We start from the raw sequence: 25,517 nt of genomic DNA on the forward strand, positions 1-25,517 counted from the left end.
CCCCACTCCGTCAGCGTCCCGGCGTCGCGAAGACGAAGAGCGCCATGAACGCCACGTTGATGAAGAACGCCGCCTCGACGAGCCCCACGGTGATGAGGAACGGCGCCATCATGCGCTGCTGCGCTTCGGGTTGTCGCGCGACGCCCGCGATCATCTGTGCACCCGCGTTGCCGTTGCCGATGCCGGCACCGATCGTGCCTCCCGCCAGGGCCACGCCTCCACCGCAGATCGCGCCTGCGGTGATGATCGCGTTGACCAGTTCCGGGTCCGCTGCCATGGGTTCCACCTTTCGTAGATCGATTGATCTAAGTATAGATCAATCGATCTAATTTCGGGAAGGCTCACCGACAGCCGGACGTTTCCGGTGAGCTCGGGCGGGAGCTCGACAGTGCCCGTGGGCGACGGGACTCGGCGCTTCAGCGGCGGTAGCGGAGAGTGACGATCTTGAAGGGGCGCAAAATCAGGCGCACGTCACCGGCGGACTCGGGATCGGCGACGGGGCGCTCCAGGAGGTCTGTGCGGACCACGGACTGGTACGGGAAGTCCGCGTGGATCGTCGCGTCCGCGCGGGTTCCGCGCGACTCGTAGAGGCGCACGACGACATCTCCGCTGCCGTCTTCGGCGAGCTTGACGGCCTCGACGATCACGGCGGGGTGATCGACGGTGACGAGCGGAGCCACCGAAGTGACCGACCCGGCGACGGTGCGGGGAGCGAGGTTGCGGCGGTATCCCTCCTCGACGGCGTCGCCGATCGTCGCACCGGGGCGCACGGAGATGGCGAGCCGGTGGAAGCCCTGATCGGTCTCCGGGTCGGGGTAGCGGGGAGCGCGCAGCAGCGACAGGCGCACGACGGTGCCGGTTGCGGGCATTCCAGGATCGACTGTCCGGCGGGTGATGTCGTGGCCGTAGGTGGAGTCGTTGGCCACGGCGACGCCGTAGTCGGGCTCGCCGACGTACACCCAGCGATGCGCGCAGATCTCGAACTTCGCAGCGTCCCAGGAAGTATTGGCGTGGGTGGGGCGGAAGACGTGGCCGAACTGGATCTCCGAGGCGCTGCGATCGGCCTGCACGTCGAACGGGAACGCCAGCTTGAGCAGCTTCTGCCGCTCGTGCCAATCGATCTCGCACACGATGTCCAGGGCCGGCGATCCGGCGCGCAGGCTGATCCGCTGGGTGATCGACGAGTCCCCGAACGTTCGGCGCACCACGACGGCGTCACCGTCGCTCGTCACGGACTCGACCGCGTCGAGGTCGGTGACATCGCGCCGGTAGAAGGAGTCGATGTCCCACGCCTCCCAGTGGTTCGGGATGTCGCGGTGCAGTTGGAGCAGGTTGCCGGGGCCGGCCATCGCCTCGCGGCCGGAGGCGGCGTCGACGACCGAGACGAGGAGCCCGCGCGCGTCGATCAGGGCGGAGACGACGCCGTTGTCCAGCCGGAACGCCGTGCCCTCGGCGGTCGGGCAGATCGCGGGGGCGGTCTGGATGGCGGTGGCACCCAGCGCCGGCACCCCGTCGCGGGCGTGCGGAGCGGCGTTGAACACCAGGCTGTGCGACGCGGCGGCGGAGGAGTCCTCGACCGGGGCTATGAGCCGATTCCGAGCCACGCCCCCACCGGCGGACGTCGACCCGTTCGCGAGAGCCGCGAGGGCACCGTCGATGATCCGCTCGAGGCGCTTCGCGACGGCGGCGTAGTTGTGCTCGGCGTCCTTGTGCACCCAGGCGATCGAGCTACCCGGCAGGATGTCGTGGAACTGCTGCAGCAGCACCAGGTGCCAGATCTCCTCGAGCTCCTCCAGGGGATAGGCGAATCCGGTCCGGACCGCGGCGGTCGCGGCCCAGAGTTCCGCCTCGCGCAGCAGGTGCTCGCTGCGCCGATTGCCCTGCTTGGTGTTCGCCTGCGAGGTGTACGTGCCGCGGTGGAACTCGAGGTACAGCTCGCCCGACCATCGGGCGGGGTGATCCAGTTCCGCTGCGGCGGCGTCGAAGAACTCCACCGGCGTGCCGACCGTCACCGTCGGCGAACCGTCGAGCGATGCGGTCCGCGCCGCGGCGGCGAGCATCTCCCGGGTCGGGCCACCGCCACCGTCGCCCCATCCGAACGGGACGAGGGAGCGCGTGCCCACGCCCTGCTCCTTGTAATTCTTCTGCGCCCGAGCGAGATCCGCGCCGGAGAGGTCCGAGTTGTACTTGTCGACGGGCGGGAAGTGCGTGAACAGCGCGGTGCCGTCGATGCCCTCCCAGAGGAACGACGAGTGCGGCATCCGGTTGGTCTGGTTCCACGACAGCTTCTGGGTGAGGAAGTACCGCGAGCCCGCCTCGGCCACGATCTGCGGCATCGCCGCCGAGTAGCCGAACGAATCGGGGAGCCACGCCTCCGGGGTGTCGATCCCGAACTCGTGCAGGAAGAACCGCTTTCCGGCCACGAACTGGCGGGCCATCGCCTCGCCGCCCGGCATGTTCGTGTCGGCCTCCACCCACATGCCGCCGACCGGGACGAACCGTCCCGCCGCCACGTGATCCTTGATGCGCGCGAACAGCTCCGGGTGCCGGTCCCGCACCCACGCGAACTGCTGCGCCGAGGAGCACGCGAAGCGGAACGACGGGTCGCGGTCCATGAGGTCCACGACATTGGCGAAGGTCCGTGCGCACTTGCGCGCCGTCTCGCGGACGGGCCACAGCCACGCCGAGTCGATGTGCGCGTGGCCGACCGCCGTGATCCGGTGCGCGGACGCGGCGGCCGGCGAGGCCAGCGCGGGGGCCAGGGCCGCCCGCCCCGCGGACGCGGTGGCGGCGATGTCGTGCGGGTCCACCACGTCGAGCATCCGCTCGAGGGCGCGAAGTACCTCGTGCCGGCGCGGTAGGTCGAAGGGCAGCTCGTGCATCAGCCCGTGCAGCGTCCACACGTCCTGCTGCAGCTCCCACACCGTCCGATCGCGCAGCGCGAGGTCGATCGTCCCGAGCCGGTACAGCGGACCGTCGCCCGCGGTCTCCCGGTCACCGAGGTGGGTGGGGGAGACGAAGTCACCGCCCAGGTCGGGGTTCGCGGCGCACTCGATGTACAGGTCCACCGGCTCGCCCGGGGACAGGGGAACGTAGGCGTTGAACGGAGAGATCCCCTTGACGACGGTGCCGTCCGCCCGGTACGCGAGCCCCTCGGCGTTGAACCCCGGGCCGCCGGTGAAGCCGAGCTCCACGCGGAGCTCCAGCGCACCGTCGGCGTCAGTCCAGTCCGACGGCGGCGCCCCGGTCACGTGCAACCACAGCGTGGACCAGGGCGCTCCCCACGGCGTGCCGGCGGAGACCGGCGTGAACGCCTGGGCCGCCGCCTCCGCGAAGGGCACGGGCTCGCCCGGGGCGGGCCACGCCGTCACCGTGACCGTGGCGGAGTGCGAGTACACCGCCCCGTTCAGGAACTCCCGGGTGAATCTGTCGAGACGCTCTTCGGTCAACCGCCGGTCGTCGTGCATGACAGTGAACCTACGGCCTCACGCTCGTCAGGGGGTCGGATGCGCCGGGAGGAAGGCCGACGCGTCGTGCCCGGAGGAGTCCTCCGCCCGGATCACGTGCACCACCGCGTTGATCAGCGCCAGGTGAGTGAACGCCTGCGGGAAGTTGCCGAGGTGCTTGCCCGACTTCGGGTCGAGCTCCTCCGCGTACAGCTTCAGCGGCGACGAGTACGCCAGCAGTCGCTCGCACAGTGCCCGGGCGCGGGCGACCTCGCCGATCTCGACCAGCGCGGAGACCAGCCAGAACGAACAGATCGTGAACGTTCCCTCCTCGCCCGCGAGCCCGTCGTCGGTCTCCTCGACGCGGTAGCGCAGGACCAGGCCGTCCTCGGTGAGCTCGTCCGCGATCGCCAGCACGGTGGCGCGCACCCGCGGGTCGTCGGAGGGGAGGAATCGCAGCAGCGGCACCAGGAGCAGCGACGCGTCCAGCGCGGGGGCGCCGTAGCGCTGCGTGAACACGCCGCGCTCGTCCACGCCGTGCTCGAGGATGTCGGCCTTGATCACCTCGGCCTGCTCCGACCACTCGCGGGCGTAGTCGGTCTCGCCGTGCATGACCGCGAGCTTGGCGCCGCGGTCCAGAGCGACCCAGCACATCACCTTCGAGCTCGTGAAGTGCTGCGGCTCCCCGCGCACCTCCCAGATTCCGCGGTCCGGCTCGCGCCAGTGCTTGAGCGCCTCCTCGACCTGCTCCTTGAGCACCGGCCACAGCGTCTCCGGGATCCGCTCGGACGACTTGGTGTTCAGGTACACCGAGTCCAGCATCGTGCCCCAGATATCGTGCTGGCGCTGGTCGTAGGCTCCGTTCCCGATCCGGACCGGCCGCGCACCGTCGTACCCCGAGAGGTGGGAGAGCTCCTCCTCGTGCAACGTGCGTTCCCCGCCGACGCCGTACATGACCTGCAGCGGATGTCGCTCACCGTTGTTGGCGCCCGAGACATCGGCGATGAAGGAGAAGAAGTCCTCGGCCTCCCGGTCGAGCCCCAGCGTGTACAGGCCCCAGAGGGCGAAGGTGGAGTCGCGGACCCAGGCGTACCGGTAGTCCCAGTTGCGGACGCCGCCCGGGGTCTCGGGCAGCGAGGTCGTGCACGCGGCCAGCAGCGCGCCGGTGGGCGAGTAGGTCAGGCCCTTGAGCGTGAGCGCCGAACGCTGCAGGTACGTGCGCCACGGGTGGTCGGGGAACTGGCCCACGTTGATCCACTGCCGCCACGACTCCGCCGTCGACCACATCTTCTGCGCCGCCTCGGCGAAGGTCTGCGGCACGGGGTGCTTGCTCCAGGACAGGGCGACGAAGACCTCGTCACCCTCCTTGAGCCGAGTGTGCGCGCGGGCCTCCCGGCCCTCCAGGCCGAGCCGCATGTTGGTGGTGAGCTTGAGCTCGGGGTGCGCCCCGAAATCGGTGCGGGCCCGCGCCACGGCCTCGCCGTAGCCGTCGCCGGAGTAGGCCCACTCCGCGCCGGCGCGGTTGTAGTCGAAGGCGGGCTCGCAGTTGAGCTGCAGCTCGACGGTGCCGGACACGCACCGGGCCGTGCGGAGCAGGATGTGCTCGGCGTCCCAGTCCGTCGGTGTCCGACGGTGCGTCCGGGACCGGGTCTGCGTGTCGTGCCACGGGCCCATCACGAGGGCGTCACGGACGATGAGCCAGCCCGTGGAGGTCTGCCAGGTGGTCTCGAGCATGAGGCTGCCCGGCAGGTAGCGCCGGTCGACGGGGACCCGCACGCCGTACGGCGCGAGCCGGAAGGAGCCGGCGCCGCGGTCGAGGATGGCGCCGAAGACGCTGGGGGAGTCGGGGCGGGGGATGCACATCCATTCGACGCTGCCGTCGCGGGCGATCAGGCAGGTGTTCTCGCAGTCCGAGAGGAAGGCGTAGTCGTGGATCGGCGGGAAGACCGCGTCACCGAGGGGCGGGGTGTCGGTGATGAGCGCCTCGGGGCCGGAGACCTCGTCGAGGGCGGTGTCGGGGCCGGGGGCATCGGAGGTCGGGGCGTCGTTCTTCGATGACATGCAGTCCATGATGAGGCACGGCGACCGGTTCGCGCAGCGCGGTCGCTACGCTGGGCGTGTGCATGCGATCGCGCAGTGGTGGGACTCGGTGGAGCTGTGGCTCACGGGTCTGCCCTTCGCGCTGCAGGTCAGCCTGGTCATGGTTGTACTCGCGGTGATCGCAATGCTGGTGGTGCGCGTGCTGAGCGCCCTCATCGACCTCGTCGCCGACACGCTGGACGCCCGCCTCGCGCGGGCCTCCCGCGCCGACGCCGCAGGTCATGAGGCCGGAGAAGGGGATGACGAGAGTGTCTGAGACAGGCGGCGGATGGCGGGCACTGGTGCCCAAGTCGAAGGTGACGCTCGCGCTGATCGCGCTGCTGGTGCTCCTCGTGGTCGCGTGGGCGCTGCTGCGCTGACCGCGCTTCGTAGGATTCTCGCCTGACCTGTCCACAAGCAGAACGGCGAGACGTGACCAGACCCACTCGCCGCGGCCGTGCCCTGAGCATCGTCGCGGTCGCCCTGACCGTGTTGCTCACGGCCTGCGGGGGCGGCTCGACCGACGACCCGCACGGCGTGGACATCTCCAGCGGCACTCAGCGGGTGAACCTCGTCGCGTTCGCGGCGCCCAAGCCCGCGTTCGACGTGGCCATCCCGCTGTTCCGTACGACCGACCCCGACGTCGGCTTCTCGCAGTCCTACGGCGCGTCGGGCGATCAGTCCCGCAAAGTCGCGCGGCACGTGCCCGCCGATGTCGTGAACCTCTCGGTCGCGCCGGACGTCACACGCATCGTCAAAGCCGGCCTGATCGACAAGGACTGGGAGAAGGCCTACCCGCGGCGCTCCGTGCCGTTCACGTCGCTGGTCGCCGTCGTCGTGCGCCCCGGTAACCCGAAGGGCATCCACGACTGGGCGGACCTGCTCAAGCCCGGCGTCGAGGTGGTGACGCCGAATCCGGCGAGCTCGGGCTCGGCGAAATGGAACCTGCTGGCCCCGTACGCCGCGCTGTCGAACGGCGGCCAGGACCCGTCGAAGGGCCTGGCCTTCGTGAAGGAACTCATCCGGGACCATACGACGGTGAGCCCGGGCTCGGGCCGCGACGCCACCTCGGCCTTCGAGTCCGGCCAGGGCGATGTGCTGCTCAGCTACGAGAGCGAGGCGGTCCTGCTGCAGCGGCAGAGCGTCAAGGACGGCAAGCCGAAGCCCGAGTACTTCATCCCGCCGCAGTCCTTCCGGATCGACCTGCCGGTCGCCGTGGTGAACACCGCGCAGTCGCCCGAGGCGGCCAAGCGGTTCGTGGCCTTCCTGTTCTCGCCCGAGGCGCAGCGCGCGATCCCGGCGTCCGGGTTCCGCGCCGGCGACCCCACGATCGCCGCCGAGACGGCGCACCTGTTCTCCGCCCAGCCGCAGCGCCTGTGGACCATCGACGAGCTGGGCGCCGTGCTCGGCAGGGGGACCGCCGCGAAGAACGGCGGCAAGGACCTCGTCGGGTGGCCCGCGGTGGACGCGGCATTGTTCGGCGACAAGGGCACCATCGCCACCGCCTACAAGACCGGGGGCAAGTGATGCGACGCTTGATCAACCCGCTGCGCATCGGCGTCGCGTGGATCTGGATCTCGGTCATCGTGTTGCTGCCCATCGCGGCCATCACGACGCGGGCCTTCGACAACGGCTGGTCCGGATTCTGGGACGCGCTGACGGCGAAGAACGCCGTGTCGACCCTGCTCATCACCGTGTGGGTCGCGCTGCTCGTCACGGTGATCAACGTGGTGATGGGCACCGTCATCGCGTGGGTGCTGGTGCGGGACGACTTCCCGGGCAAGGGCGTCGTCAACGCGCTCATCGACCTGCCCTTCGCGCTGCCGACCATCGTCGCGTCGATCGTGCTGCTCTCGCTGTACGGGCCGGACAGCCCGATCGGGTTGACGCTCAACGCGACCCAGCCGGCGATCGTCATCGCTCTGGCCTTCGTGACGCTGCCCTTCGTCGTGCGGCAGGTGCAGCCGGTGTTGATCGAGCTCGACCGCGAGGTCGAGGAGGCCGCCGCCTCGCTCGGGGCGCCGAACCGGGTGATCGTGGCGAAGATCGTGATCCCGACCCTGCTCCCCGCCATCCTCTCCGGCGCCGGTCTGGCGTTCACCCGGGCGATCGGCGAGTTCGGCTCGGTGGTGCTCGTGGGCGGCAACATCCCGGGCGAGACACAGGTCGCCTCGCAGTACATCCAGCAGCAGCTCGAGGTCGACAACCAGGTGGCCGCGTCCGCCGTGTCCGTCGCACTGCTCGCCATCGCCTTCGTGCTGCTGGCGGTGATGCGGTTCGTCGGGGGTAGGACCGCCAAGCGGGAGGAGAACGAGTGATGACCGGATGCCAGACGGTCCCGTGCGGTGGTCCCGAGGGACGCAGGGAGGAGCAGGAGTGAATCTCTCCAGGAAGACGGTGCTGAGCCTGCGGTCCGTCGCGCTGCTGTACCTGCTGGTGCTGCTCGTCCTGCCGATCGGCGTGATCCTGTACCGCTCGTTCGAGCGCGGTCTCGGCGAATTCTGGGCCTGGATCACCACCCCGGCCGCGATCTCGGCGCTGCAGCTGTCGCTGCTCATCGTCGCGATCGTGGTGCCGCTCAACGTGATCTTCGGCGTCCTCGTGGCGCTGGCCCTCGCGCGCGGGAGGTTCCGCGGCAAAGCGGCGCTGCAGGCCGCCGTCGATCTGCCCTTCGCCGTCTCGCCCGTGGTCGTGGGCGTCGCGCTGATCATGCTGTGGGGCGTGGGCGGCTGGTTCGGCGGCATCGAATCGCTGGGCTTCCGCGTCATCTTCGGCCTACCCGGCATGGTGCTGGCCACCACCTTCGTGACACTGCCCTTCGTGGTGCGTGAGGTGGAACCGGTGCTGCACGAGATCGGGCAGGACCAGGAGCAGGCGGCGGCGACGCTCGGCGCGAACGCCTGGCAGACTTTCTGGCGGATCACGCTGCCCGCGATCCGGTGGGGCCTGACCTACGGCGTGGTGCTCACGATCGCCCGCGCCCTCGGCGAGTACGGCGCGGTGCTCATGGTCTCGTCGAACTTCCCCGGCATCTCGCAGACGCTCACCCTGCTCGTGAGCTCGCGCAACCACGACGACTACAACACCTTCGGGGCGTACGCCGCCGCGACACTGCTCATGCTGCTGGCGCTCATCGCGCTGGTGGTGATGTCCCTGCTCGAAGCGACCCGCAGGAGGAACCGCGATGACGATTAACGTGGTGGGGGCCAACAAGCGCTACGGCGACTTCGCGGCCCTCGACGATGTGTCCCTGGAGATCCCCGACGGCTCGCTCACCGCGCTGCTCGGCCCCTCGGGCTCCGGCAAGTCGACGCTGCTGCGCTCGATCGCCGGCCTCGACCGGCTGGACTCCGGCCTCGTCGAGATCAACGGGATCGACGTCACGCACGCCTCGCCGCAGCAGCGGGACATCGGCTTCGTGTTCCAGCACTACGCGGCGTTCAAGCACATGACGGTGCGGGAGAACGTCGCCTTCGGGCTGAAGATCCGCAAACGCCCTGCGGCCGAGGTCAAGGCGAAGGTCGACGACCTCCTCGAGGTGGTGGGGCTCACCGGCTTCCAGACCCGCTACCCGGCGCAGCTGTCGGGCGGCCAGCGCCAGCGCATGGCGCTCGCCCGCGCCCTGGCGGTGGATCCGCAGGTGCTGCTGCTCGACGAGCCCTTCGGCGCGCTCGACGCGAAGGTCCGCGACGAGCTGCGGTCCTGGCTCCGTCGCCTGCACGACGAGGTGCACGTGACCACCGTGATCGTGACCCACGACCAGCAGGAGGCGCTCGACATCGCCGACCGCATCGCGGTGCTCAACAAGGGGCGGATCGAGCAGGTGGGCACTCCGGCGGACGTCTACGACCGTCCCGAGACCGAGTTCGTCATGTCCTTCCTCGGCTCGGTGGCCAAGCTCAACGGGGTGCTGGTGCGGCCGCACGACATCCGGGTCGGCCGTACGCCGGAGCTGGCCCGGGCGGGCGGACAGACCTCCGAGGAAGCGGGCGTCCTGCGGGCCGAGGTCGAGCGCGTGGTGTACCTGGGCTTCGAGGTGCGCGTCGAGTTGAAGAACGCCGCCACCGGCGAGCGCTTCCACGCCCAGATCACCCGCGGCGATGCGTCGGCGCTGGAGCTCTCGGAAGGCGACGCGGTGTACGTACGCGCCACCCACGTCCCCGAGATCGCGGTGCAGAAGGCGTAGCCGCGCAGATGTAATGCCGGCGCGGCGCCCGTGCGATGTACGGTCATGAAGATGACGCCACGGAATGGGGAACTCCGGGCGCGCGACATCGACCGAGTGTGGGTGATGGCGCGGCTCGATGAGGCGTTCACCGACGGTCAGTTGTCGCCGGACGAGCACGAGGCGCGGGTCGGCAGCGCCCGCACCGCGCTCACCGTGCCCGACTTGGACGCGCTGTTGCGCGATCTCCAACTGCCGGCGACGGTGCCGACCGCGCGCTACCGGGCGCCGTGGTACGCCCGGCTCACCCGACGTGGACGAGTGGGCATCGCACTGACGGCGCTCGCCGTGATCGTTGCGATCGGGGCGGGGATCATCGTGTGGTTCGTACCGCCCTCCGGCGATCGCTCCGCAGCTGCCGCGCCACCCGGGGCCGCCGCACCGCCGGCCGCAGCCGCGGACAACGGCGTGACGGAGCGACTCGTGGGCGGGGAGATGTTCACCGAGGCGGGGATGAACGAGGTGGTGAGCGCGCTGCGCAAGCGGTTCGGCACCACCGTGATCGAGGGCGTGCACTTCTACCGGGACAGCGCGGTGGTCCGGGTTCCCGAGGCGGAGTCGCCGGTCGGAGCGGCGTGGTACACCTACTCGCTGGGCGGCGATTTCCACAGCCGTGAGGTGTACGGCGGGCTGTCGGTGTCGTCGGGCGCGGGACTGCGCGTGGACCTCGCGCACCTCGACACCGCTGAGATCGCGGCGGTCATCCGGACGGCCCCGGAGAAGCTGGGACTGACGACCGCCACGATGTCGCCGAACGAGCGCTTCCGTGTCACCGTCGGCGGTGACGGTGGCGGCGAGGTGTGGATGGGGATCAACGACATCGGCATCGATTCGCACCTCGTCACCGGTCTGGACGGCGCGATCAAGGGTGTGCACCGGTGCGGCTGGGGCTGCTGAAATCCGGTTGTGCGCATCGGTAATGTTGCCGCTATGACCGATTCGAGCGGTATCGAGTTCCAGCGTGTGCGTACCCCGGAGCAGTACGCCGGATTCCAGGAGTGCGCCTCCATCGGCTTCCAACAGCGGATGGAGAACGCCGAGGCCTGGACCGAGGCGATCCTCGCCGACCTCGACGCGCTCGATCACCGCGTCGCCGTCGCGGACGGGCGGACCGTCGGGACCTTCCTGTCCTTCGACCAGCGGCTCACCGCGGTCGGCGGGGCGACGGTGCCCGCTCGGGCCGTCTCCGCCGTCACGGTGCTGCCCACGCATCGGCGCCGCGGGATCCTCGGCAGGCACATGCGCGAGTCTCTTACCGCCGCTCGCGTGGACGGTGCGGCCGCGGCAACCCTCATCGCCGCGGAGTACGCGATCTACGCCAGGTACGGGTTCGGGCAGAGCACCGAGGTCGTCGACTACCGCATCGCGGTCGACCGCGCCCAGCTCCCCGAGCGGAGCTCGGACCAGCTCCGCTACGTCGGCGGTGACGAGTACCTGGCGGCCGCGGACGGCATCCGTGAGCGGGTGAGCGTCCCGGGCCGCGTGTCCCGGCTCGGCATCAACGGCCGGCAGTCCGCGGGCCTGCTCGGCAAGGACGACGACAAGCAGCGCCTGGTGCTGCGTCGCGACGGCGACGTGGCGGGCGTGCTCATCTACACCGTCGAGAACAAGTGGACCGACTCCCGTCCCGACTCGACGGTCACCGTCTCCGAGCTGCTGGGCATCGATGTGGCCGCCGAGCGGGAGCTGTGGGCGTTCGTGATGAGCATCGATTGGGTGAGCACGGTCCTTGCGCCGCAGCGGGCTCCCGACGACATCGTGAGCACTGTCCCCGTCGACCCGCGGACGGTCCAGGTGTCCAATCGCTGCGACATGCTGTGGATCCGGCCCCTCGATGTGCCCGCGCTGTTCGCGGCGCGCACCTACGCCGCCCCGGGCCGCATCGTGCTCGACGTGACCGATCCCGGGTACGACGGTGCGGGGCCCGGCCCGGCGCACGGACGGTTCCTGATCGAGAGTGCCGGCGCCGCAGGGGGAGCCGGCACCTGTGCGCCCACCGACGAGCCCGCGGACCTCGCCCTCGATGTGACGGACCTCGGGCGGCTCTGGCTCTCCGACGAGCCGGTGGCCCGTCGCGTCGCCGTCGGGTCCGTGCGGGAGCTCACCGACGGTGCCGCCGCCCGCGCCGACCTGATGCTGTTCAGTCCGCGTCGACCCTGGTCGGTCGAGCACTTCTGATGCGCGATCCGAGCACCTCGCTCGCGTTCCTCCGGGTGGAGCGGGACATGAATGTCAGCGGGATCCGATACGAGTTCCTGCCCGCGTCAACGGATCCGCTGCCGCAGTGGGCTCGCCTCGACCGGTCGTCGTGGGACGGGCTGTGGTTGCGGCTCGCCGACGCACACGTGGTCGGAATCGCGTTCGACCATGTGGGCGATGAGGAGGAGCGGACGCATCGGGTCGCAGATCAGGTCCAGGTGGCCGTGCTCGATTCCGCGCAGGTGATTCGGCCGGCTCGGACCTGGCCTCGCGCGACGCGCGGTGGCAGTCCGTTGTGGGCACTGATGCGCGACGGAATCGCGGTGTGGGAGAGCGTGGACGGGACGGAGCGGTACCGAATCGGTGAGTTGCCCGAGGGACGGTGACGAGTGTCACTCGTGCGCAGCCGTGACGTCTCGGGACTGTCACCGATGCCCTGTGACGTAACAGCCGCTCGTGCGCAAGCCATCGCCCCGGAACGGCGCCGGCCGCACCCCGACGAACGGAGTGCGGCCGGCGGACCGTCGAACTGCTTAGACCAGGTGGGCGAGGGCGTCCCCGACCAGGCCCGCGGCGAGGGTGTTGCCGCCGGCGGGGTCGATGAGCAGGAAGCTGCCCATCTCCCGGTTCTTGTCGTAGTCGTCGGCGACGATCGGCTCGGCCGTCTGCACCGTGATCCGGCCGATCTGGTTGAGCTCCAACGTGTCTCCGGAGACGATCTGCAGTTTCTGCTCGTCGAACACCGCGTCCAGCGCGCCCACGATGGCCTGCGTGGTCTTCGTGCCGTGCTTGAGCAGCAGACGCGCGCCGATGCGCAGCGGCTTCTCGGCCAGCCAGCACACGGTGGCCTCGAACTGCTGGCGCGGCTCGGGGGCGTCGGCGGCGGAGACGATCACGTCGCCGCGGCTCACGTCCACGTCGTCGGCGAGGATCACCGTCACGGAGCGGCCCGTGTGCGCGGACGCGAGCTCGCCGTCCGCGGTGTCGATCCGCTCGACCCGGCTGCGCGTGCCCGCGGGGAGCACGAGGACCTCGTCACCCACGTCGACGGTGCCCGCGGCCACCTGACCGGCGTAGCCGCGGTAATCGGGGTACTCGGGGGTGCGCGGCCGGATCACGTACTGCACGGGGAAGCGGAAGCCGATCGGCTTCGTGTCCGGGTCCGTCGGGACGGCCTCGAGGTGCTCGATCAGCGACGGGCCGTCGTAGTACGGCGTCGTCTCCGAGCGCGAGGCCACGTTGTCGCCGTGCAGAGCCGAGACGGGGATGGCGTGGACGGCATCGTCGGACCACCCCAGCGAGGAGGTGAGCTCCCGGAACTCCGCCGAGATCTCCTGGAACACCGACGCGGGGTCCTCGACGAGGTCGATCTTGTTCACCGCGAGCACCAGGCGCGGAACGCCGAGCAGCGACAGCACGGCCGCGTGCCGGCGGGTCTGCTCGATGACGCCCTTGCGGGCGTCGGTCAGCAGGATCACGACCTGCGCCGTGGACGCGCCGGACACCGTGTTGCGGGTGTACTGGACGTGGCCCGGGGTGTCGGCGAGGATGAACGACCGGTCGGGCGTCGCGAAGTAGCGGTAGGCCACGTCGATCGTGATGCCCTGTTCGCGCTCGGCGCGCAGGCCGTCCACGAGGAGCGACAGGTCCGGGGTGTCGAGGCCCTTGTCGACCGATGCGCGCGTGACGGCGTCGATCTGGTCGGCGAGCACCGACTTCGTGTCGTAGAGCAGGCGCCCGACGAGGGTCGACTTGCCGTCGTCGACGGAGCCGGCGGTGGCCAGGCGGAGGAGTGCAGGAGCCTGCGACATCAGAAGTAGCCCTCTTTCTTACGGTCCTCCATGGCGGCCTCGGAGACGCGGTCGTCGCCGCGGGTGGCGCCGCGCTCGGTGAGCCGCGACGCGGCGACCTCGGCCATGATCTGCTCGTTGGTCGACGCGGTCGACTCGATGGCGCCGGTGGTGGAGCCGTCGCCCACGGTGCGGTAGCGCACCGAGAGGGTCCGGACCTGCTCGCCCTCGCGGGCGCCGCCCCACACGCCGGAGGTCATGAGCATGCCGTCGCGATCGAACACCTCACGCTCGTGCGCGTAGTAGATCGAGGCCAGCTCGATGTCCTCGCGGGCGATGTAGCGCCAGATGTCGAGCTCGGTGAAGTTGCTGATGGGGAACACGCGCACGTGCTCGCCCGGCGCGTGCCGGCCGTTGTAGAGGTTCCACAGCTCGGGGCGCTGGCGCTTCGGGTCCCACTGGCCGAAGGCGTTGCGCAGCGAGAAGATCCGCTCCTTGGCGCGGGCACGCTCCTCGTCGCGACGGCCGCCGCCGAAGACGGCGTCGAACCGGTTCCCCGAGATGGCGTCCAGGAGCGGCACCGTCTGCAGCGGGTTGCGGATACCGTCGGCACGCTCTTCGAGCCGGCCGTCGGCGAGGTAGTCCTCGACCTTGGCCACGTGCAGGCGCAGGTTGTACTTCTCGACCATCCGGTCGCGGAAGTCCAACACCTCGGGCAGGTTGTGGCCCGTGTCGACGTGCAGCAGCGCGAAGGGGAGCGGGGCCGGCCAGAAGGCCTTCACCGCGAGGTGCAGCAGCACCGTCGAATCCTTGCCGCCCGAGAAGAGGATCACGGGGCGCTCGAACTCGCCCGCGACCTCGCGGAAGATGTGGATGGCCTCGGACTCGAGGGCGTCGAGCGTGCTGAAATCGCTCGTTGCGGGGGCTGTGGGCTCTGTGATTGTCATGAGGCGTGCAATCCGCATTCTGTCTTGGTCGAACCGGCCCAGCGGCCGCTGCGAGGATCGGTACCGGGGGCGGGCTTGTTGGTGCAGGGCTGGCAGCCGATCGACGGGTAGCCCTCGTCCACCAGCGGGTTGACCAGGATGCCGTTCTCCTCGATGAACTGCTGCATCCGCTCGTCGGACCAGTCGACGATCGGGTTCACCTTGAGCAGCCCGAAGCCCTCGTCGAAGGAGATGAACGGCGCGTTCGCGCGGGTGGGCGATTCGACGCGGCGGATGCCGGTGACCCAGGCGCGGTAGCCCTTGAGCGACTCTCGCAGAGGCACCACCTTGCGCAGGTTGCAGCACTGCGCGGGATCGCTCGCGAACAGGTCCTTGCCGATGGTGGCGTCCTGCTCGCCGACGCTCTGCTCGGGCGTGACGTTGAGCAGCTCCACCTCGTAGATCGCCTCGACCGCGTCGCGCATGCCGATCGTCTCGGGGAAGTGGTAGCCGGTGTCGAGGAAGAGCACCTTGGGGCGGTCCTGCACCTGCTTCGCGAGGTGCACCAGCACCCCGTCCTGCATGTTGGACGCGACGATGAAGTCCTCGCCGAAGGTGTCCAGGGTCCACTGCAGGAGCGTGAGCGCATCGGCGCCCTCCAGCTCCTTCGACGCGCGCTCCGCGAGCGCGCGCAGCTCGTCCGCGTCGCGTCCGGTCAGGGGGTTCGACGGTGCCGTCATCGCAGGTCCTCCTCCGCGGCGCGGGCCACCCACTGCGCGAACCGCTCCTCGCCCTCGCGCTGCTCGGCGAACTTCCGCACCACTCGTTCCACGTAGTCCACGACCTCGGTCGCGAGCACCTTGTGAGCCCGGAGCTTGCGCCCGAACCCGGTGTCCTCGCCGAGGCTGCCACCAAGATGAACCTGGAATCCCTCGACGTGATTCCCGTTGTGGTCGTCCACCAGCTGCCCCTTGAAGCCGATGTCGGCGATCTGGACGCGCGCGCAGCTGTTGGGGCAGCCGTTGACGTTGATGCTGATGTTCGTCTCGTGCAGCTGGTTCAGATCGGCGAGCCGCTTCTCCAGCTCGGGTACCAGCGACTGGCTGCGGCTGCGGGTCTCCGTGAAGGAGAGCTTGCAGTACTCGAGGCCGGTGCAGGCGATGAGGTTGCGGCGCCACCGCGAGGGCCGGGCCGTGAGGCCGACCTTCTCCAGTGCCGCCTCGAGCCCGGCGACCTTGTCGTCGGGGACGTCGACGACCACGATCTTCTGGTACGGGGTGGCGCGGACCCGATCGGTGCCGGCCTCCTCCATCGCATCGGCGATCGCGTCGAGGGCGTCGGCGGAGAGCCGGCCCGAGACGGCCGAGAAGCCGACGGCGTTGAGGCCGTTGCTCTGCTTGGTGACGCCGACGTGGTCGATGGTGGTCTTCGGCGCGATCGGGGCCGGACCGTCGATCAGCTTGCGGCCGAGGTACTCGTCCTCGAGCACCTGGCGGAACTTCTCCGGGCCCCAGTCCTTCACCAGGAACTTCAGCCGCGCCTTGCTCCGCAGGCGGCGGTAGCCGTAGTCGCGGAAGATCGCGACCACGCCCTCCCAGACGTCCGCGACCTCGTCGAGCGGCACCCAGACGCCGAGCCGCTGCGCGAACATCGGGTTGGTCGACAGGCCGCCGCCGACCCAGAGGTCCAGGCCGGGGCCGTGCTCGGGGTGGTGCACGCCGACGAAGCTCACGTCGTTGATCTCGTGCGCCACGTCCTGCAGGCCGGAGACCGCGGTCTTGAACTTGCGGGGCAGATTCGAGTACTCGGGGTTGCCGATGTAGCGGCGCTTGATCTCCGCGAGCGCAGGGGAGGCGTCGAGCACCTCGTCGGGTGAGAGACCGGCCAGCGGCGAGCCGAGCATGCCGCGGGGGCAGTCGCCGCAGGCCTCGGTGGTCTCCAGACCGGCCTCCTCGAGGCGGCGCCAGATCTCCGGGATCGACTCGATCTCCACCCAGTGGTACTGGATGTTCTGCCGGTCGGTGATGTCGGCGGTGCCGCGTGCGAAGTCGCGCGAGATCGACGCGAGGGTGCGCACGCCCTTGGTGGTGAGGTTCCCTCCGTCGGTGCGGACCCGCATCATGAAGTACGGCGCCTCGATGAGGTCGACGTGGTTGTCACCGCTGTAGCTGCCGTCGAATCCCTCGGCTCGCTGCGTGTACAGCCCCATCCACCGGAATCGCCCGCGCAGGTCGGCCTTGTCGATCGAATCGAACCCCGACTTGGAGTAGATGTCCAGGATGCGGCGCCGCACGTTGAGCGGGTTGTCGTCGCGCTTGGACTGCTCGTTCGCGTTCAGCGGGGTGCGGTAGCCCAGCTTCCACTGGCCCTCCGATTTGCGCTGTGCGGGGCGCTTGCGAGCCGGTCGCGTGGGCGCGGCGTCGGCGGAGGGGGCAGGGGCGTCGGTGATCGACGTCATGAAGGCTCCTGGGATTCATGGGATGGCGCGCCAGGGCTGGTGGCGCTCAGGGGACTCGACGCGGAAGAGGGCGCCGGGAATCAGGCCCGACAGCCGCTGCTGCAGACCCGCAGGTAATCGATGTGCCGGCGCGACGCCAGCAGCTCACCCTGTCCATCCATCGAGATCATTGTGCCACCGGATGGGCGCAGAAGTGGAATCGGGTTTCGCTCAGCGATGCGTGAAATCATGCGAGCCGCGCACCTGCAAGACTGGGCGGATGTCCGCGCCCTCGATCCCCGAGCTCAGCAGGCTCAGCAGGCTCGACGGTGCCGCGACGCCGTTCGGGCTGTATCTACACGTCCCGTTCTGTGCGACGCGCTGCGGCTACTGCGACTTCAACACCTACACCGCCGGCGAGTTGGGCGCGTCCACGTCACCGCAGGCCTGGGCCGAGGCCGTCGACGGGGAGCTCGCGATGGCGCGGCGCACCGTCGGCGACGTACCGGTGTCGACGGTGTTCGTCGGGGGCGGGACACCGTCGCTCCTGGGCGGCGACGGGCTCGCCGCCCTGCTGGACACGGCAAGGCGACACTTCACCTTCGCCGACGACGCGGAGGTGACCACCGAGTCCAACCCCGAGTCGACCTCGCCGGAGTTCTTCACTCGGCTGCGTGAGGCGGGCTTCACCCGGGTCTCGCTGGGCATGCAGTCGGCGGCGCCGCACGTGCTGCGCGTGCTGGACCGCACGCACACCCCGGGCCGCGCCGTGGCCGCCGCGAAGGAGGCCCGCGCGGCGGGCTTCGACCACGTCAACCTGGACCTCATCTACGGCACACCGGGGGAGTCCGACGACGATCTGCGGGCGTCCCTGGACGCGGTGCTCGACGCGGGCGTCGACCACGTCTCCGCGTACGCGCTCATCGTCGAGGACGGGACGGCGCTGGCCCGCCGGATCCGTCGCGGCGAGCTCCCCGACACCGACGACGACGTGCTCGCCCACCGCTACGAGATGCTCGACGGTGCGCTCCGAGCTGCCGGGTTCGACTGGTACGAGGTCTCCAACTGGGCCCGGTCGGACGCCGGTCGGTGCCGGCATAACGAGCTGTACTGGGAGGGCGCGGACTGGTGGGGCGTCGGCCCCGGCGCGCACGGCCACGTCGGCGGCACCCGCGTCTGGAACGTCAAGCACCCCGCCCGGTACGCCGACGCCGTCGGCCGCGGCGAGCTGCCGATCGCGGGGCACGAGGTGCTCACCGACGAGGACCGGCACGTCGAGGAGGTCATGCTCCGGGTCCGCATGCGGTCCGGGATCCCCGTCGAGGTACTGAGGTCGGAGGAGGTCGGCCGCGCCGATGTCGAGGTCGCGACGGGCGCGCTGCGTCGTGAGGGCGACGCGTACGTGCTCACCGACGCCGGGCGGCTGCTGGCCGACGGAGTCGTGCGGCGCATCCTCGACTGAGCGTCGCGCCCGGCCGGATCACACGGCTCAGGACAGTTTCCACACCACCGTGACGGTCACCGTCAGTGACTGCTCGCCGCTCTCGATCGGGACCGGGGAGGCCGCGACGCCGGCGGTGTCGGGCGTGTACTGCCGGGTCGTGGTCGGGCGGGCGGATGCGCCCTCCGACACCGTGCGGACCTCGCCGAGCTCGCCCCCGGAGAGTTTGGCGTACTGCTCAGCGCGGCTCTTGGCCTCCGCGAAGGCCTTGTCGCGGGCGGTCGCCTTGAGCGCCGAGTCGTTCTCGATGTCGAAGCCGACGGAGCTGATCCGCGTGGCGTCGCCGCCGGCGGTCGCGAGATCGCCCAGGAGCTTCGAGGCGGTGTCCAGCTTGCGGACCTTGACGGTGAGTGACTGCGTGGCCTCGTAGGACGTGATCTGCCGGTCGGTGCCGTAGCGCGGATTCACCCGCACGTTCGCGGTCTGGACGTCCTTCTTGTCCACGCCGTTCGCGGCGGCCGCGTCGATCACCTTCTGCGCGCTCGCGGAGGCGTCGTTGAGCGCGGTCGTCACGTCCCCGGCCTGGTGCTGCACCGCCAACTGCACGGTGAGGACGTCGGGCTTCCCCGAGGCCTCGCCGGTGCCGACCGCGGTGATCTCCCGCGGGGAGTCGTTGGAGGTGCTGGACGAGCCGCAGGCGGACACCGAGCCCGCCGTCGCGACCGCCACCAGGAGCGCGATGCCGGTGACGCGCCAGTTCCGTGCCGTGCTGAATGTCCGATTCGTCATGGTGTCAGCGTGGCAGGGGCGGAGCGTCGCCGCAGCGGATCGGTCGTTACGGCAACGTTCCTGCCGGTTAGACCAACTCCCATTCGACGACGACCTGTGCGGTCACGACGCGCTCGCCGGCCTCCATCGCGGGACCCGACCCGGGCGCCGCGGCGGCCCTGGCCGCGAACATCACCTGCGGCCGCGGAGCGGACGACGGGTCGTCGGCGATGCTGAGCACGGCTCCCAGCGCGTCGCCGGACAGGCGGGCGTACTGCTCGGCCTTGGCCCGCGCGTCGGCGAACGCGGCGTCGCGGGCCGCGGCCGCCGGGGCGGCACCGTCGGACAGCGCGAAGGTGACGGAGTCGATCCGGGTGGCGTCGCGCGCCGCGGCTGCGGCCGCCTGCAGCACCCACGCGGCGTTGGCCACGTCCCGGACGGTCACCACGAGCGACTCGGACGCCGAGTAGCCCTCGAGCCTGCGGTCCTCCCAGGGCCCCGTCTCCACGGTCTGCAGGCCGACGTCGGAGGTGGCGACGTCACCGTCGGCGACCCCGGCGGCGCGGACGGCCGCGACGACGGCCCGTGCCGCATCGCCGGCGCCGGAGAACGCGGCGACGACGTCCTTCGCGCGGTGCTCGACCCCGATCCGGGCGATCACGACGTCGGGGATCGCGGCGGCGGATCCGGTGCCGGTCTGGCGGATGGTGCGGGTCATGGGCTTACCTCTCAGTCCTGGCGCGCGTGCTTGCCGTGCCTCCCCGAGGATGCCGGACGCGCGGGGGTGCCGGGCGGCAGCGAGTACACGCGGCAGTGCAGCACCTCGCGTCCGCGCAGCGCGGACCGTACGGCTCGGTGCAGGCCGTCCTCGAGATACAGGTCGCCGTTCCACGCCACCGCGTGCGGGAACAGGTCGCCGTAGAAGGTCGAGTCCTCGGAGAGCAGCCGATCGAGTGCGAGCACGGTGGTCGTGGTCACCAGGGCGCTCAGGCGGACCTGCTGCGGCGGGATCTGCGACCACTCGCGCGCGCTGAGGCCGTGCTCCGGGTACGGCTTCCCGTCGAGTACGCCCTTGAAGATCACGGGTCGACTCTAGCCCGCGTAAGCTGGACGTTCGAAGTTCACAGGCGAAAGGGCCACACGATGTCGAGCACGGAGGACCGGCGGTTCGAGGTGCTCCGGGCGATCGTGGCGGACTACGTCGAGACGCACGAGCCCGTCGGATCGAAGGCGCTCGTCGACCGACACCAGCTCGGCGTGTCCAGCGCGACGGTCCGCAACGACATGGCGGTCCTCGAGGCCGAGGGCTACATCACGCAGCAGCACACCAGCTCCGGGCGCATCCCGACTGAGAAGGGCTACCGGCAGTTCGTCGACCGGATCGCGCAGATCAAGCCGCTGTCGGCGGCGGAGCGCCGGGCGATCGTGCAGTTCCTCGAGACGGGGGTGGACCTCGACGACGTGCTGCAGCGCTCGGTCCGGTTGCTGGCGCAGCTCACCCGGCAGGTCGCGGTGATCCAGTACCCGGTGATCAGCTCGGCGCGGGTGCGGCACCTCGAGGTCGTGGCCCTGGCGCCCACGCGGCTGCTGCTCGTGGTGATCCTGGACTCGGGCCGCGTCGAGCAGCGGCTCGTGGAGCTGGGCGGCCCGGCGTCCGACGACGACCTCTCCCGCCTGCGGGAGCTGTTCGGTGCGGCGGTGCACGGCAAGCTCATCCCGGACGCGTCGATGGGCGTGGCAGACCTCGCGCCGCTCGCGCCCCGGGACCTGCGCGACGCGGTGATCCGGGTGTCGACGGTGCTCGTCGAGACCCTGGTCGAGCGCGCCGACGACCGGCTGGTGCTCGGCGGCACCGCCAACCTGACCCGCAACGCCGCCGATTTCGACGCGGTGTCCGGCTCGCTGCGCAGCGTGCTCGAGACGCTGGAGGAGCAGGTCGTGGTGCTCAAGCTGCTCACCGCGCGGCAGCAGCCCGGCACGGTGTCGGTCGCGATCGGGTCGGAGACGCAGGACGAGAACCTGCGCGGCGCGTCGGTGATCTCCACCGGTTACGGGGCGCCCGGCGCGGTGTTCGGCGGCGTCGGGGTGCTCGGTCCCACCCGGATGGACTATCCGGGCACGATCGCGTCCGTGGCAGCGGTCGCGCGCTACGTCGGCGAGGTGCTCGGTGAGCGCTGACGGCGCTCGGCCGCCGGGCTGACCTGTGCGAATGGTCCGAATCGGCCCCGTGGTGGAATCATGGGTTGAGCGCGGTCCGAGCAGGTCCGCTGATTGTCGTCCACGAGTTAGAGGGATTCGCCGCTGTGGCACGTGATTACTACCGCATCCTCGGAGTCGATTCGAAGGCTTCCGACCAGGAGATCAAGCGCGCGTACCGCAAGCTGGCCCGCGAGCTGCACCCGGACGTGAACCCGGACGACGCCGCGCAGGAGAAGTTCCGCGACGTCTCCGACGCCTACGAGGTGCTCAGCGACCCGGAGAAGCGCCGCGTCGTCGACATGGGCGGCGATCCGCTCGACAGCTCGCCGGGTGCCGGCGGTTTCGGCGGCGGCGGATTCAGCGGTTTCGGCGGTGGTGGTCTGGGCGATGTCTTCGAGGCCTTCTTCGGCGGCGGCATGGGCGGCGGCGGTCGCGGCCCCCGGGGCCGCGTGCGCGAGGGCAACGACGCGCTGATCCGCATGGAGCTGGACCTCGACGAGTGCGCGAACGGCGTGAGCCGGGAGCTCACCGTCGACACCGCGATCCTGTGCGACAAGTGCCAGGGCTCGGGCACCGAGGGCGACAGTAAGCCCTCGACCTGCCCCACCTGCCGTGGCGCGGGCGAGGTGCAGTCGGTGCAGCGCTCCTTCCTAGGCCAGGTCATGACCTCGCGGCCGTGCCCCACCTGCGCGGGCGTCGGCGAGATCATCGAGAACCCCTGCAGCAAGTGCAGCGGCGACGGCCGGGTCCGCACCCGCCGCAACCTCACCGTGAAGATCCCCGCCGGCGTCGGCGACGGCATGCGCGTGCGCCTGGCCGGCCAGGGCGAGGTCGGCCCCGGCGGCGGCCCCGCGGGCGACCTGTACGTCGAGGTCACCGAACGCGAGCACGAGTTCCTCACCCGCGACGGCAGCACGCTGCACGTCACCGCGCGGGTCCCGATGTTCGACGCGGCGCTGGGCGCCGAGGTGACGGTGCCCACCGTGATCGACGGCGAGCTCACCGTCGAGGTGCCGCCGGGCACCCAGACCGGCGACAGCAAGGTCCTGCGCGGCCACGGCATGCCGCAGGTCAACTCGCAGGTCCGCGGGAACCTCGTCGTCCACTTCGACGTGGCGGTCCCGTCGCGACTGGACAAGAAGCAGACCGACAAGCTGCGCGAGCTCAAGGCGCTGTTCCCGGGCGAGGGCCCGCACGCGGCGCGCCGCGGTGGCCAGGACCAGGGCGGCGGCATCTTCTCGCGCCTGCGCGACACCTTCGCCGGACGGTAGCCGCAGGTGGCGGCCACCGTCTTCCTCGCGGACCGGCTCCCGGCCGAGGGACAGGAGCACCTGCTCGACGGTGAGGAGGGCCGGCACGCCGCGGCGGTGCGGCGCGTCCGGGTGGGCGAGGAACTCGTCCTGTCCGACGGTGCCGGGGGGTTCGCCCGGTGCACCACGACCGCTGTCGGCAAGGCCGACGTGACGGTGCGCTGCTCGCAGTCGTGGACGGTGCCTCCCGCGTCCCCGCGGGTCGTGCTGGTGCAGGCGCTGCCCAAGTCCGAGCGCTCCGAGCTCGCGGTGGAGTTGGCGACCGAGGCCGGCATCGACGCGATCATCCCGTGGCAGGCCGCGCGTTGCGTCTCCCGCTGGGACGGCGGAGGGGCCGGTGGGAAGGGCTCCGGCAAGGGCTCGGCGAAGGCCGAGAAGGGGATCGCCCGGTGGCGCGCGGTGGCCCGGTCGGCCGCGAAACAGGCTCGGCGAGCGTACGTTCCGGAGATCCACGACCTCGTGACCACACGAGAACTCGTTCCACTACTCACCAGTATGGATGCGAATGTAGTTGTCCTACATGAGGGTTCGGCGGTCCCACTGGGCGAGGTTGACTTCTCAGTAACCGGAACCATCGTTATCGTGGTGGGGCCGGAGGGCGGAATCAGCCCCGAGGAACTGGATGCCCTGGTCGGGATGGGCGCGCAGCCCGCGCTCCTCGGCCCGACGGTGCTGCGGACTTCCACCGCGGCCGCCGTCGCCCTGGGTGCTCTGGGAGTAATGACCGACAGATGGTCCGGCACGCCGCCGGACTGACGGCCGGACCGGCGGGATGCCGGTGCGGCGGGGTGGCTCAGGAGGGCTCGGACACGATGGCGCGTCGCATCTTCTACGGCAGCGAGGACTCGCAGCACGGCCACTTCTACCCGGGCGATGCGGACAAGCCGCTGATCACCCTGGTGCACGGTGGATTCTGGCGCAGCCTCTACACCATGAAGATGGAGGCGAAGGTCGCCAAGGACCTCAACGACCGCGGCTACCCCGTGTGGAACGTCGAGTACCGGCGTGTCGGTGAGCCCGGCGTGACCTGGCCGATCCTCAGCCAGGACGTGCTCGCCGCCATCGACTACGGCACCGCGAAGCTCGCGAAGGGCGCCGGGCACATCGTCGCCGCGCACAGCGCCGGCGCCACGCTCGCGGTGTGGGCCGCCGCGCAGCGCCCCGACGACCTGCTCGGCGTCATCTCCCGCGGCGGGGTCCTCGACCTGATCGAGCGCGGCGACGGCGACCAGTCCATGCGGCTGCTCTTCGACCTCGGTCCGAACGCGAACCCGCGGCTGCTCAAGCGCACCTTCGCGGAGGCCAGCCCCGTCGGGCAGATGCCCTTCGCGACCCCCGTGCGCGTACTGCACGGGCGCCTCGACGAGCAGGTGCCCTACCAGCTCTCCGAGTGGTTCCTGCAGCGCGCGCAGGAGAACGGCATGGGCGATGTGACCCTGACCATGATCGAGCGCGAGGGGCACGACGACTTCCTCGAGCCGGGCTCGAAGGGGCACGCCGCCACTGTCGCCGCGATCGAGGAACTCTCCGCGAAGTAGCGGCTGTCCGAATCTCGGAGGCGGCGGCACCCGGTGGGGGACTAAACTGGAGGCATCCGCCCCGACGGGGTGGTGCCCCGCCTCACCGACGAAGGATCGACGCACCGCGTGCCAGAGAGCAACAGTTCCGATATCCGCGCCCGGGCAGTGACCCCGGCGCGGTCCACCATCGAGATCCCCATCGAGCTGACCTTCGGACTCCTCGGCCCCGCGGACGCGAATCTCCGCGCCCTGGAAGGTGTGCTCGCCGCTGACGTCCACGCCCGCGGCAATGTCATCACCCTGGCGGGCACCCCGGCCGATGTGGCGCTCGCCGAGCGCGTCGTCGCCGAGCTGCTCGCCGCCGTCCGCAGCGGCGTCGCGGTGAGCCCGGAGGAGGTGCGCCGCTCCGTCGCGATGATGACCGACGGTTCCGGTGAGTCGCCCGCCGAGGTGCTCACGCTCGACATCATCTCGCGCCGCGGCAAGACGGTGCGCCCGAAGACGGTCAACCAGAAGAACTACGTCGACGCGATCGACGAGCACACCATCGTCTTCGGCGTCGGCCCCGCCGGCACCGGCAAGACCTACCTCGCGATGGCGAAGGCGGTGCAGGCGCTGCAGACCAAGCAGGTCAGCCGCATCATCCTGACCCGTCCGGCCGTGGAGGCGGGGGAGCGGCTGGGCTTCCTGCCGGGGACCCTCAACGACAAGATCGATCCCTACCTGCGGCCGCTGTACGACGCGCTGCACGACATGATGGATCCCGAGGCGATCCCGAAGCTGATGGAGGCCGGGGTCATCGAGGTGGCGCCACTGGCCTTCATGCGCGGCCGGTCGCTCAACGACGCCTTCATCATCCTCGACGAGGCGCAGAACACCACCGCCGAGCAGATGAAGATGTTCCTCACCCGCCTCGGCTTCGGCTCCAAGATCGTGGTCACCGGCGACGCCTCCCAGGTGGACCTGCCGGGTGGCGCCACCAGCGGCATGCGGGCCGCCGTCGACATCCTGCGCGGTATCGACGACATCCACATCGCCGAGCTCACCAGCGCCGACGTGGTGCGACACCGCCTCGTCGCCGAGATCGTGGACGCCTACGCGCAGTTCGAGGCGCAGCTGGCGGAGACCAAGCGGCCGCAGATCGGCGGCGCACGACGGATCCCGGGGCGGCGCTAGA

At 70.5% G+C, this 25,517-nt stretch carries 24 protein-coding genes; 14 read left to right on the forward strand and 10 right to left on the reverse strand.

Annotation, left to right across the window (positions count from 1 at the left end; genetic code table 11):
- Window positions 1-10: 10 nt before the first annotated feature.
- From AXK60_RS15970 to AXK60_RS15980, 3 genes are all read right to left on the reverse strand, one after another.
- Window positions 11-277, reverse strand: a complete 267-nt coding sequence (locus AXK60_RS15970) for a F0F1 ATP synthase subunit C (protein ID WP_068572465.1) — start codon at window positions 275-277, stop codon at window positions 11-13.
- A gap of 139 nt (window positions 278-416) precedes the next feature.
- Window positions 417-3,467, reverse strand: a complete 3,051-nt coding sequence (locus AXK60_RS15975) for an alpha-mannosidase (RefSeq protein WP_068572467.1) — start codon at window positions 3,465-3,467, stop codon at window positions 417-419.
- Between the two features lie 27 nt (window positions 3,468-3,494).
- A complete protein-coding gene (locus AXK60_RS15980) occupies window positions 3,495-5,507 on the reverse strand; it encodes a glycoside hydrolase family 15 protein (protein WP_068572469.1) in 2,013 nt (670 codons plus the stop codon).
- 58 nt (window positions 5,508-5,565) lie between these two features.
- Between AXK60_RS15980 and AXK60_RS15985 the strand changes: the two genes are divergently transcribed.
- The 8 genes from AXK60_RS15985 (at window position 5,566) to AXK60_RS16020 (ending at window position 12,335) form a co-directional block, all read left to right on the forward strand.
- On the forward strand, window positions 5,566-5,802 hold the full coding sequence (locus AXK60_RS15985) for a hypothetical protein (protein ID WP_139057995.1): 237 nt from the start codon (window positions 5,566-5,568) through the stop codon (window positions 5,800-5,802).
- Window positions 5,803-5,957: 155 nt separating this feature from the next.
- Window positions 5,958-7,052, forward strand: a complete 1,095-nt coding sequence (locus AXK60_RS15990) for a sulfate ABC transporter substrate-binding protein (RefSeq protein WP_068572473.1) — start codon at window positions 5,958-5,960, stop codon at window positions 7,050-7,052.
- The gene (cysT, locus tag AXK60_RS15995; protein ID WP_068572474.1) at window positions 7,052-7,843 is read left to right on the forward strand and encodes a sulfate ABC transporter permease subunit CysT; all 792 of its coding nucleotides are present in this window, start codon (window positions 7,052-7,054) and stop codon (window positions 7,841-7,843) included. The genes AXK60_RS15990 and cysT overlap by 1 nt, the downstream gene beginning before the upstream one ends.
- 58 nt (window positions 7,844-7,901) lie before the next feature.
- Window positions 7,902-8,720 carry a sulfate ABC transporter permease subunit CysW gene (gene cysW / locus AXK60_RS16000; protein ID WP_068572476.1) on the forward strand — a complete coding sequence of 273 codons (819 nt, stop codon included), beginning with the start codon at window positions 7,902-7,904 and terminating at the stop codon, window positions 8,718-8,720.
- Window positions 8,710-9,711: a sulfate/molybdate ABC transporter ATP-binding protein gene (locus tag AXK60_RS16005; protein ID WP_068572478.1), complete on the forward strand. Its 1,002-nt coding sequence runs from the start codon at window positions 8,710-8,712 to the stop codon at window positions 9,709-9,711. The genes cysW and AXK60_RS16005 overlap by 11 nt, the downstream gene beginning before the upstream one ends.
- 51 nt (window positions 9,712-9,762) lie before the next feature.
- Window positions 9,763-10,647: a DUF1707 SHOCT-like domain-containing protein gene (locus AXK60_RS16010; protein ID WP_175400042.1), complete on the forward strand. Its 885-nt coding sequence runs from the start codon at window positions 9,763-9,765 to the stop codon at window positions 10,645-10,647.
- Window positions 10,648-10,680: 33 nt separating this feature from the next.
- The gene (locus AXK60_RS16015; protein WP_068572484.1) at window positions 10,681-11,928 is read left to right on the forward strand and encodes a GNAT family N-acetyltransferase; all 1,248 of its coding nucleotides are present in this window, start codon (window positions 10,681-10,683) and stop codon (window positions 11,926-11,928) included.
- Window positions 11,928-12,335 (forward strand): hypothetical protein, encoded by a 408-nt coding sequence (locus AXK60_RS16020; RefSeq protein ID WP_068572486.1) that lies wholly within the window; start codon window positions 11,928-11,930, stop codon window positions 12,333-12,335. The genes AXK60_RS16015 and AXK60_RS16020 overlap by 1 nt, the downstream gene beginning before the upstream one ends.
- A gap of 147 nt (window positions 12,336-12,482) precedes the next feature.
- Here the strand turns inward: AXK60_RS16020 and AXK60_RS16025 are convergent, their stop codons facing one another.
- The 4 genes from AXK60_RS16025 to AXK60_RS16040 are packed head-to-tail and all read right to left on the reverse strand — an operon-like array spanning window position 12,483 to window position 17,123.
- A complete protein-coding gene (locus AXK60_RS16025) occupies window positions 12,483-13,760 on the reverse strand; it encodes a sulfate adenylyltransferase subunit 1 (protein WP_068572488.1) in 1,278 nt (425 codons plus the stop codon).
- Complete coding sequence (gene cysD / locus AXK60_RS16030; protein WP_068572490.1) at window positions 13,760-14,686, reverse strand: sulfate adenylyltransferase subunit CysD; 927 nt, start codon at window positions 14,684-14,686, stop codon at window positions 13,760-13,762. Before cysD ends, AXK60_RS16025 begins: the two co-directional genes overlap by 1 nt.
- Window positions 14,683-15,405 carry a phosphoadenylyl-sulfate reductase gene (locus AXK60_RS16035; protein ID WP_068572492.1) on the reverse strand — a complete coding sequence of 241 codons (723 nt, stop codon included), beginning with the start codon at window positions 15,403-15,405 and terminating at the stop codon, window positions 14,683-14,685. Before AXK60_RS16035 ends, cysD begins: the two co-directional genes overlap by 4 nt.
- The gene (locus tag AXK60_RS16040) at window positions 15,402-17,123 is read right to left on the reverse strand and encodes a nitrite/sulfite reductase (protein WP_068572494.1); all 1,722 of its coding nucleotides are present in this window, start codon (window positions 17,121-17,123) and stop codon (window positions 15,402-15,404) included. Before AXK60_RS16040 ends, AXK60_RS16035 begins: the two co-directional genes overlap by 4 nt.
- A gap of 259 nt (window positions 17,124-17,382) precedes the next feature.
- Here AXK60_RS16040 and hemW point away from each other — a divergent pair, with 259 nt between their 5' ends.
- Window positions 17,383-18,564, forward strand: a complete 1,182-nt coding sequence (gene hemW / locus AXK60_RS16045; RefSeq protein ID WP_068572496.1) for a radical SAM family heme chaperone HemW — start codon at window positions 17,383-17,385, stop codon at window positions 18,562-18,564.
- 27 nt (window positions 18,565-18,591) lie between these two features.
- On the opposite strand, the gene AXK60_RS16050 is transcribed toward hemW, so the two are convergent.
- From AXK60_RS16050 to AXK60_RS16060, 3 genes are all read right to left on the reverse strand, one after another.
- Window positions 18,592-19,332, reverse strand: a complete 741-nt coding sequence (locus tag AXK60_RS16050) for an SIMPL domain-containing protein (RefSeq protein ID WP_068572497.1) — start codon at window positions 19,330-19,332, stop codon at window positions 18,592-18,594.
- A gap of 67 nt (window positions 19,333-19,399) precedes the next feature.
- Window positions 19,400-20,029 (reverse strand): SIMPL domain-containing protein, encoded by a 630-nt coding sequence (locus tag AXK60_RS16055; RefSeq protein ID WP_068572499.1) that lies wholly within the window; start codon window positions 20,027-20,029, stop codon window positions 19,400-19,402.
- A gap of 11 nt (window positions 20,030-20,040) precedes the next feature.
- Window positions 20,041-20,394 (reverse strand): type II toxin-antitoxin system VapB family antitoxin, encoded by a 354-nt coding sequence (locus AXK60_RS16060; RefSeq protein ID WP_068572501.1) that lies wholly within the window; start codon window positions 20,392-20,394, stop codon window positions 20,041-20,043.
- 60 nt (window positions 20,395-20,454) lie between these two features.
- Between AXK60_RS16060 and hrcA the strand changes: the two genes are divergently transcribed.
- The 5 genes from hrcA to AXK60_RS16085 all read left to right on the forward strand — a co-directional run bounded on the left by hrcA (window position 20,455) and on the right by AXK60_RS16085 (window position 25,516).
- Window positions 20,455-21,489: a heat-inducible transcriptional repressor HrcA gene (gene hrcA, locus AXK60_RS16065; RefSeq protein ID WP_068572504.1), complete on the forward strand. Its 1,035-nt coding sequence runs from the start codon at window positions 20,455-20,457 to the stop codon at window positions 21,487-21,489.
- Window positions 21,490-21,614: 125 nt separating this feature from the next.
- The gene (dnaJ, locus tag AXK60_RS16070) at window positions 21,615-22,781 is read left to right on the forward strand and encodes a molecular chaperone DnaJ (RefSeq protein WP_068572506.1); all 1,167 of its coding nucleotides are present in this window, start codon (window positions 21,615-21,617) and stop codon (window positions 22,779-22,781) included.
- Between the two features lie 6 nt (window positions 22,782-22,787).
- Window positions 22,788-23,576, forward strand: a complete 789-nt coding sequence (locus tag AXK60_RS16075) for a 16S rRNA (uracil(1498)-N(3))-methyltransferase (protein ID WP_068572508.1) — start codon at window positions 22,788-22,790, stop codon at window positions 23,574-23,576.
- 56 nt (window positions 23,577-23,632) lie between these two features.
- Window positions 23,633-24,358, forward strand: coding sequence for an alpha/beta hydrolase family protein (locus AXK60_RS16080; RefSeq protein ID WP_175400043.1), 726 nt, complete (start codon window positions 23,633-23,635; stop codon window positions 24,356-24,358).
- Between the two features lie 108 nt (window positions 24,359-24,466).
- Window positions 24,467-25,516: a PhoH family protein gene (locus AXK60_RS16085; protein WP_068572878.1), complete on the forward strand. Its 1,050-nt coding sequence runs from the start codon at window positions 24,467-24,469 to the stop codon at window positions 25,514-25,516.
- The last annotated feature ends 1 nt before the right edge of the window (window position 25,517 follow it).

Source organism: Tsukamurella pseudospumae (genome assembly GCF_001575195.1).
Classification (GTDB): Bacteria; Actinomycetota; Actinomycetes; order Mycobacteriales; family Mycobacteriaceae; genus Tsukamurella; species Tsukamurella pseudospumae.

Excerpts from the sequence above, each read along its gene's own strand:
- AXK60_RS16015 (WP_068572484.1), top strand. The coding sequence starts at position 10,681 with ATGACCGATTCGAGCGGTATCGAGTTCCAGCGTGTGCGTACCCCGGAG.
- AXK60_RS16055 (WP_068572499.1), bottom strand. The coding sequence starts at position 20,029 with ATGACCCGCACCATCCGCCAGACCGGCACCGGATCCGCCGCCGCGATC.
- AXK60_RS15970 (WP_068572465.1), bottom strand. The coding sequence starts at position 277 with ATGGCAGCGGACCCGGAACTGGTCAACGCGATCATCACCGCAGGCGCG.
- hemW (WP_068572496.1), top strand. The coding sequence starts at position 17,383 with ATGTCCGCGCCCTCGATCCCCGAGCTCAGCAGGCTCAGCAGGCTCGAC.
- AXK60_RS16010 (WP_175400042.1), top strand. The coding sequence starts at position 9,763 with ATGACGCCACGGAATGGGGAACTCCGGGCGCGCGACATCGACCGAGTG.
- AXK60_RS16040 (WP_068572494.1), bottom strand. The coding sequence starts at position 17,123 with ATGACGTCGATCACCGACGCCCCTGCCCCCTCCGCCGACGCCGCGCCC.
- hrcA (WP_068572504.1), top strand. The coding sequence starts at position 20,455 with ATGTCGAGCACGGAGGACCGGCGGTTCGAGGTGCTCCGGGCGATCGTG.
- AXK60_RS16025 (WP_068572488.1), bottom strand. The coding sequence starts at position 13,760 with ATGTCGCAGGCTCCTGCACTCCTCCGCCTGGCCACCGCCGGCTCCGTC.
- AXK60_RS16050 (WP_068572497.1), bottom strand. The coding sequence starts at position 19,332 with ATGACGAATCGGACATTCAGCACGGCACGGAACTGGCGCGTCACCGGC.
- cysD (WP_068572490.1), bottom strand. The coding sequence starts at position 14,686 with ATGACAATCACAGAGCCCACAGCCCCCGCAACGAGCGATTTCAGCACG.
- AXK60_RS16005 (WP_068572478.1), top strand. The coding sequence starts at position 8,710 with ATGACGATTAACGTGGTGGGGGCCAACAAGCGCTACGGCGACTTCGCG.
- cysT (WP_068572474.1), top strand. The coding sequence starts at position 7,052 with ATGCGACGCTTGATCAACCCGCTGCGCATCGGCGTCGCGTGGATCTGG.
- AXK60_RS15975 (WP_068572467.1), bottom strand. The coding sequence starts at position 3,467 with ATGCACGACGACCGGCGGTTGACCGAAGAGCGTCTCGACAGATTCACC.
- AXK60_RS16035 (WP_068572492.1), bottom strand. The coding sequence starts at position 15,405 with ATGACGGCACCGTCGAACCCCCTGACCGGACGCGACGCGGACGAGCTG.
- AXK60_RS15980 (WP_068572469.1), bottom strand. The coding sequence starts at position 5,507 with ATGTCATCGAAGAACGACGCCCCGACCTCCGATGCCCCCGGCCCCGAC.
- AXK60_RS16080 (WP_175400043.1), top strand. The coding sequence starts at position 23,633 with ATGGCGCGTCGCATCTTCTACGGCAGCGAGGACTCGCAGCACGGCCAC.
- AXK60_RS16020 (WP_068572486.1), top strand. The coding sequence starts at position 11,928 with ATGCGCGATCCGAGCACCTCGCTCGCGTTCCTCCGGGTGGAGCGGGAC.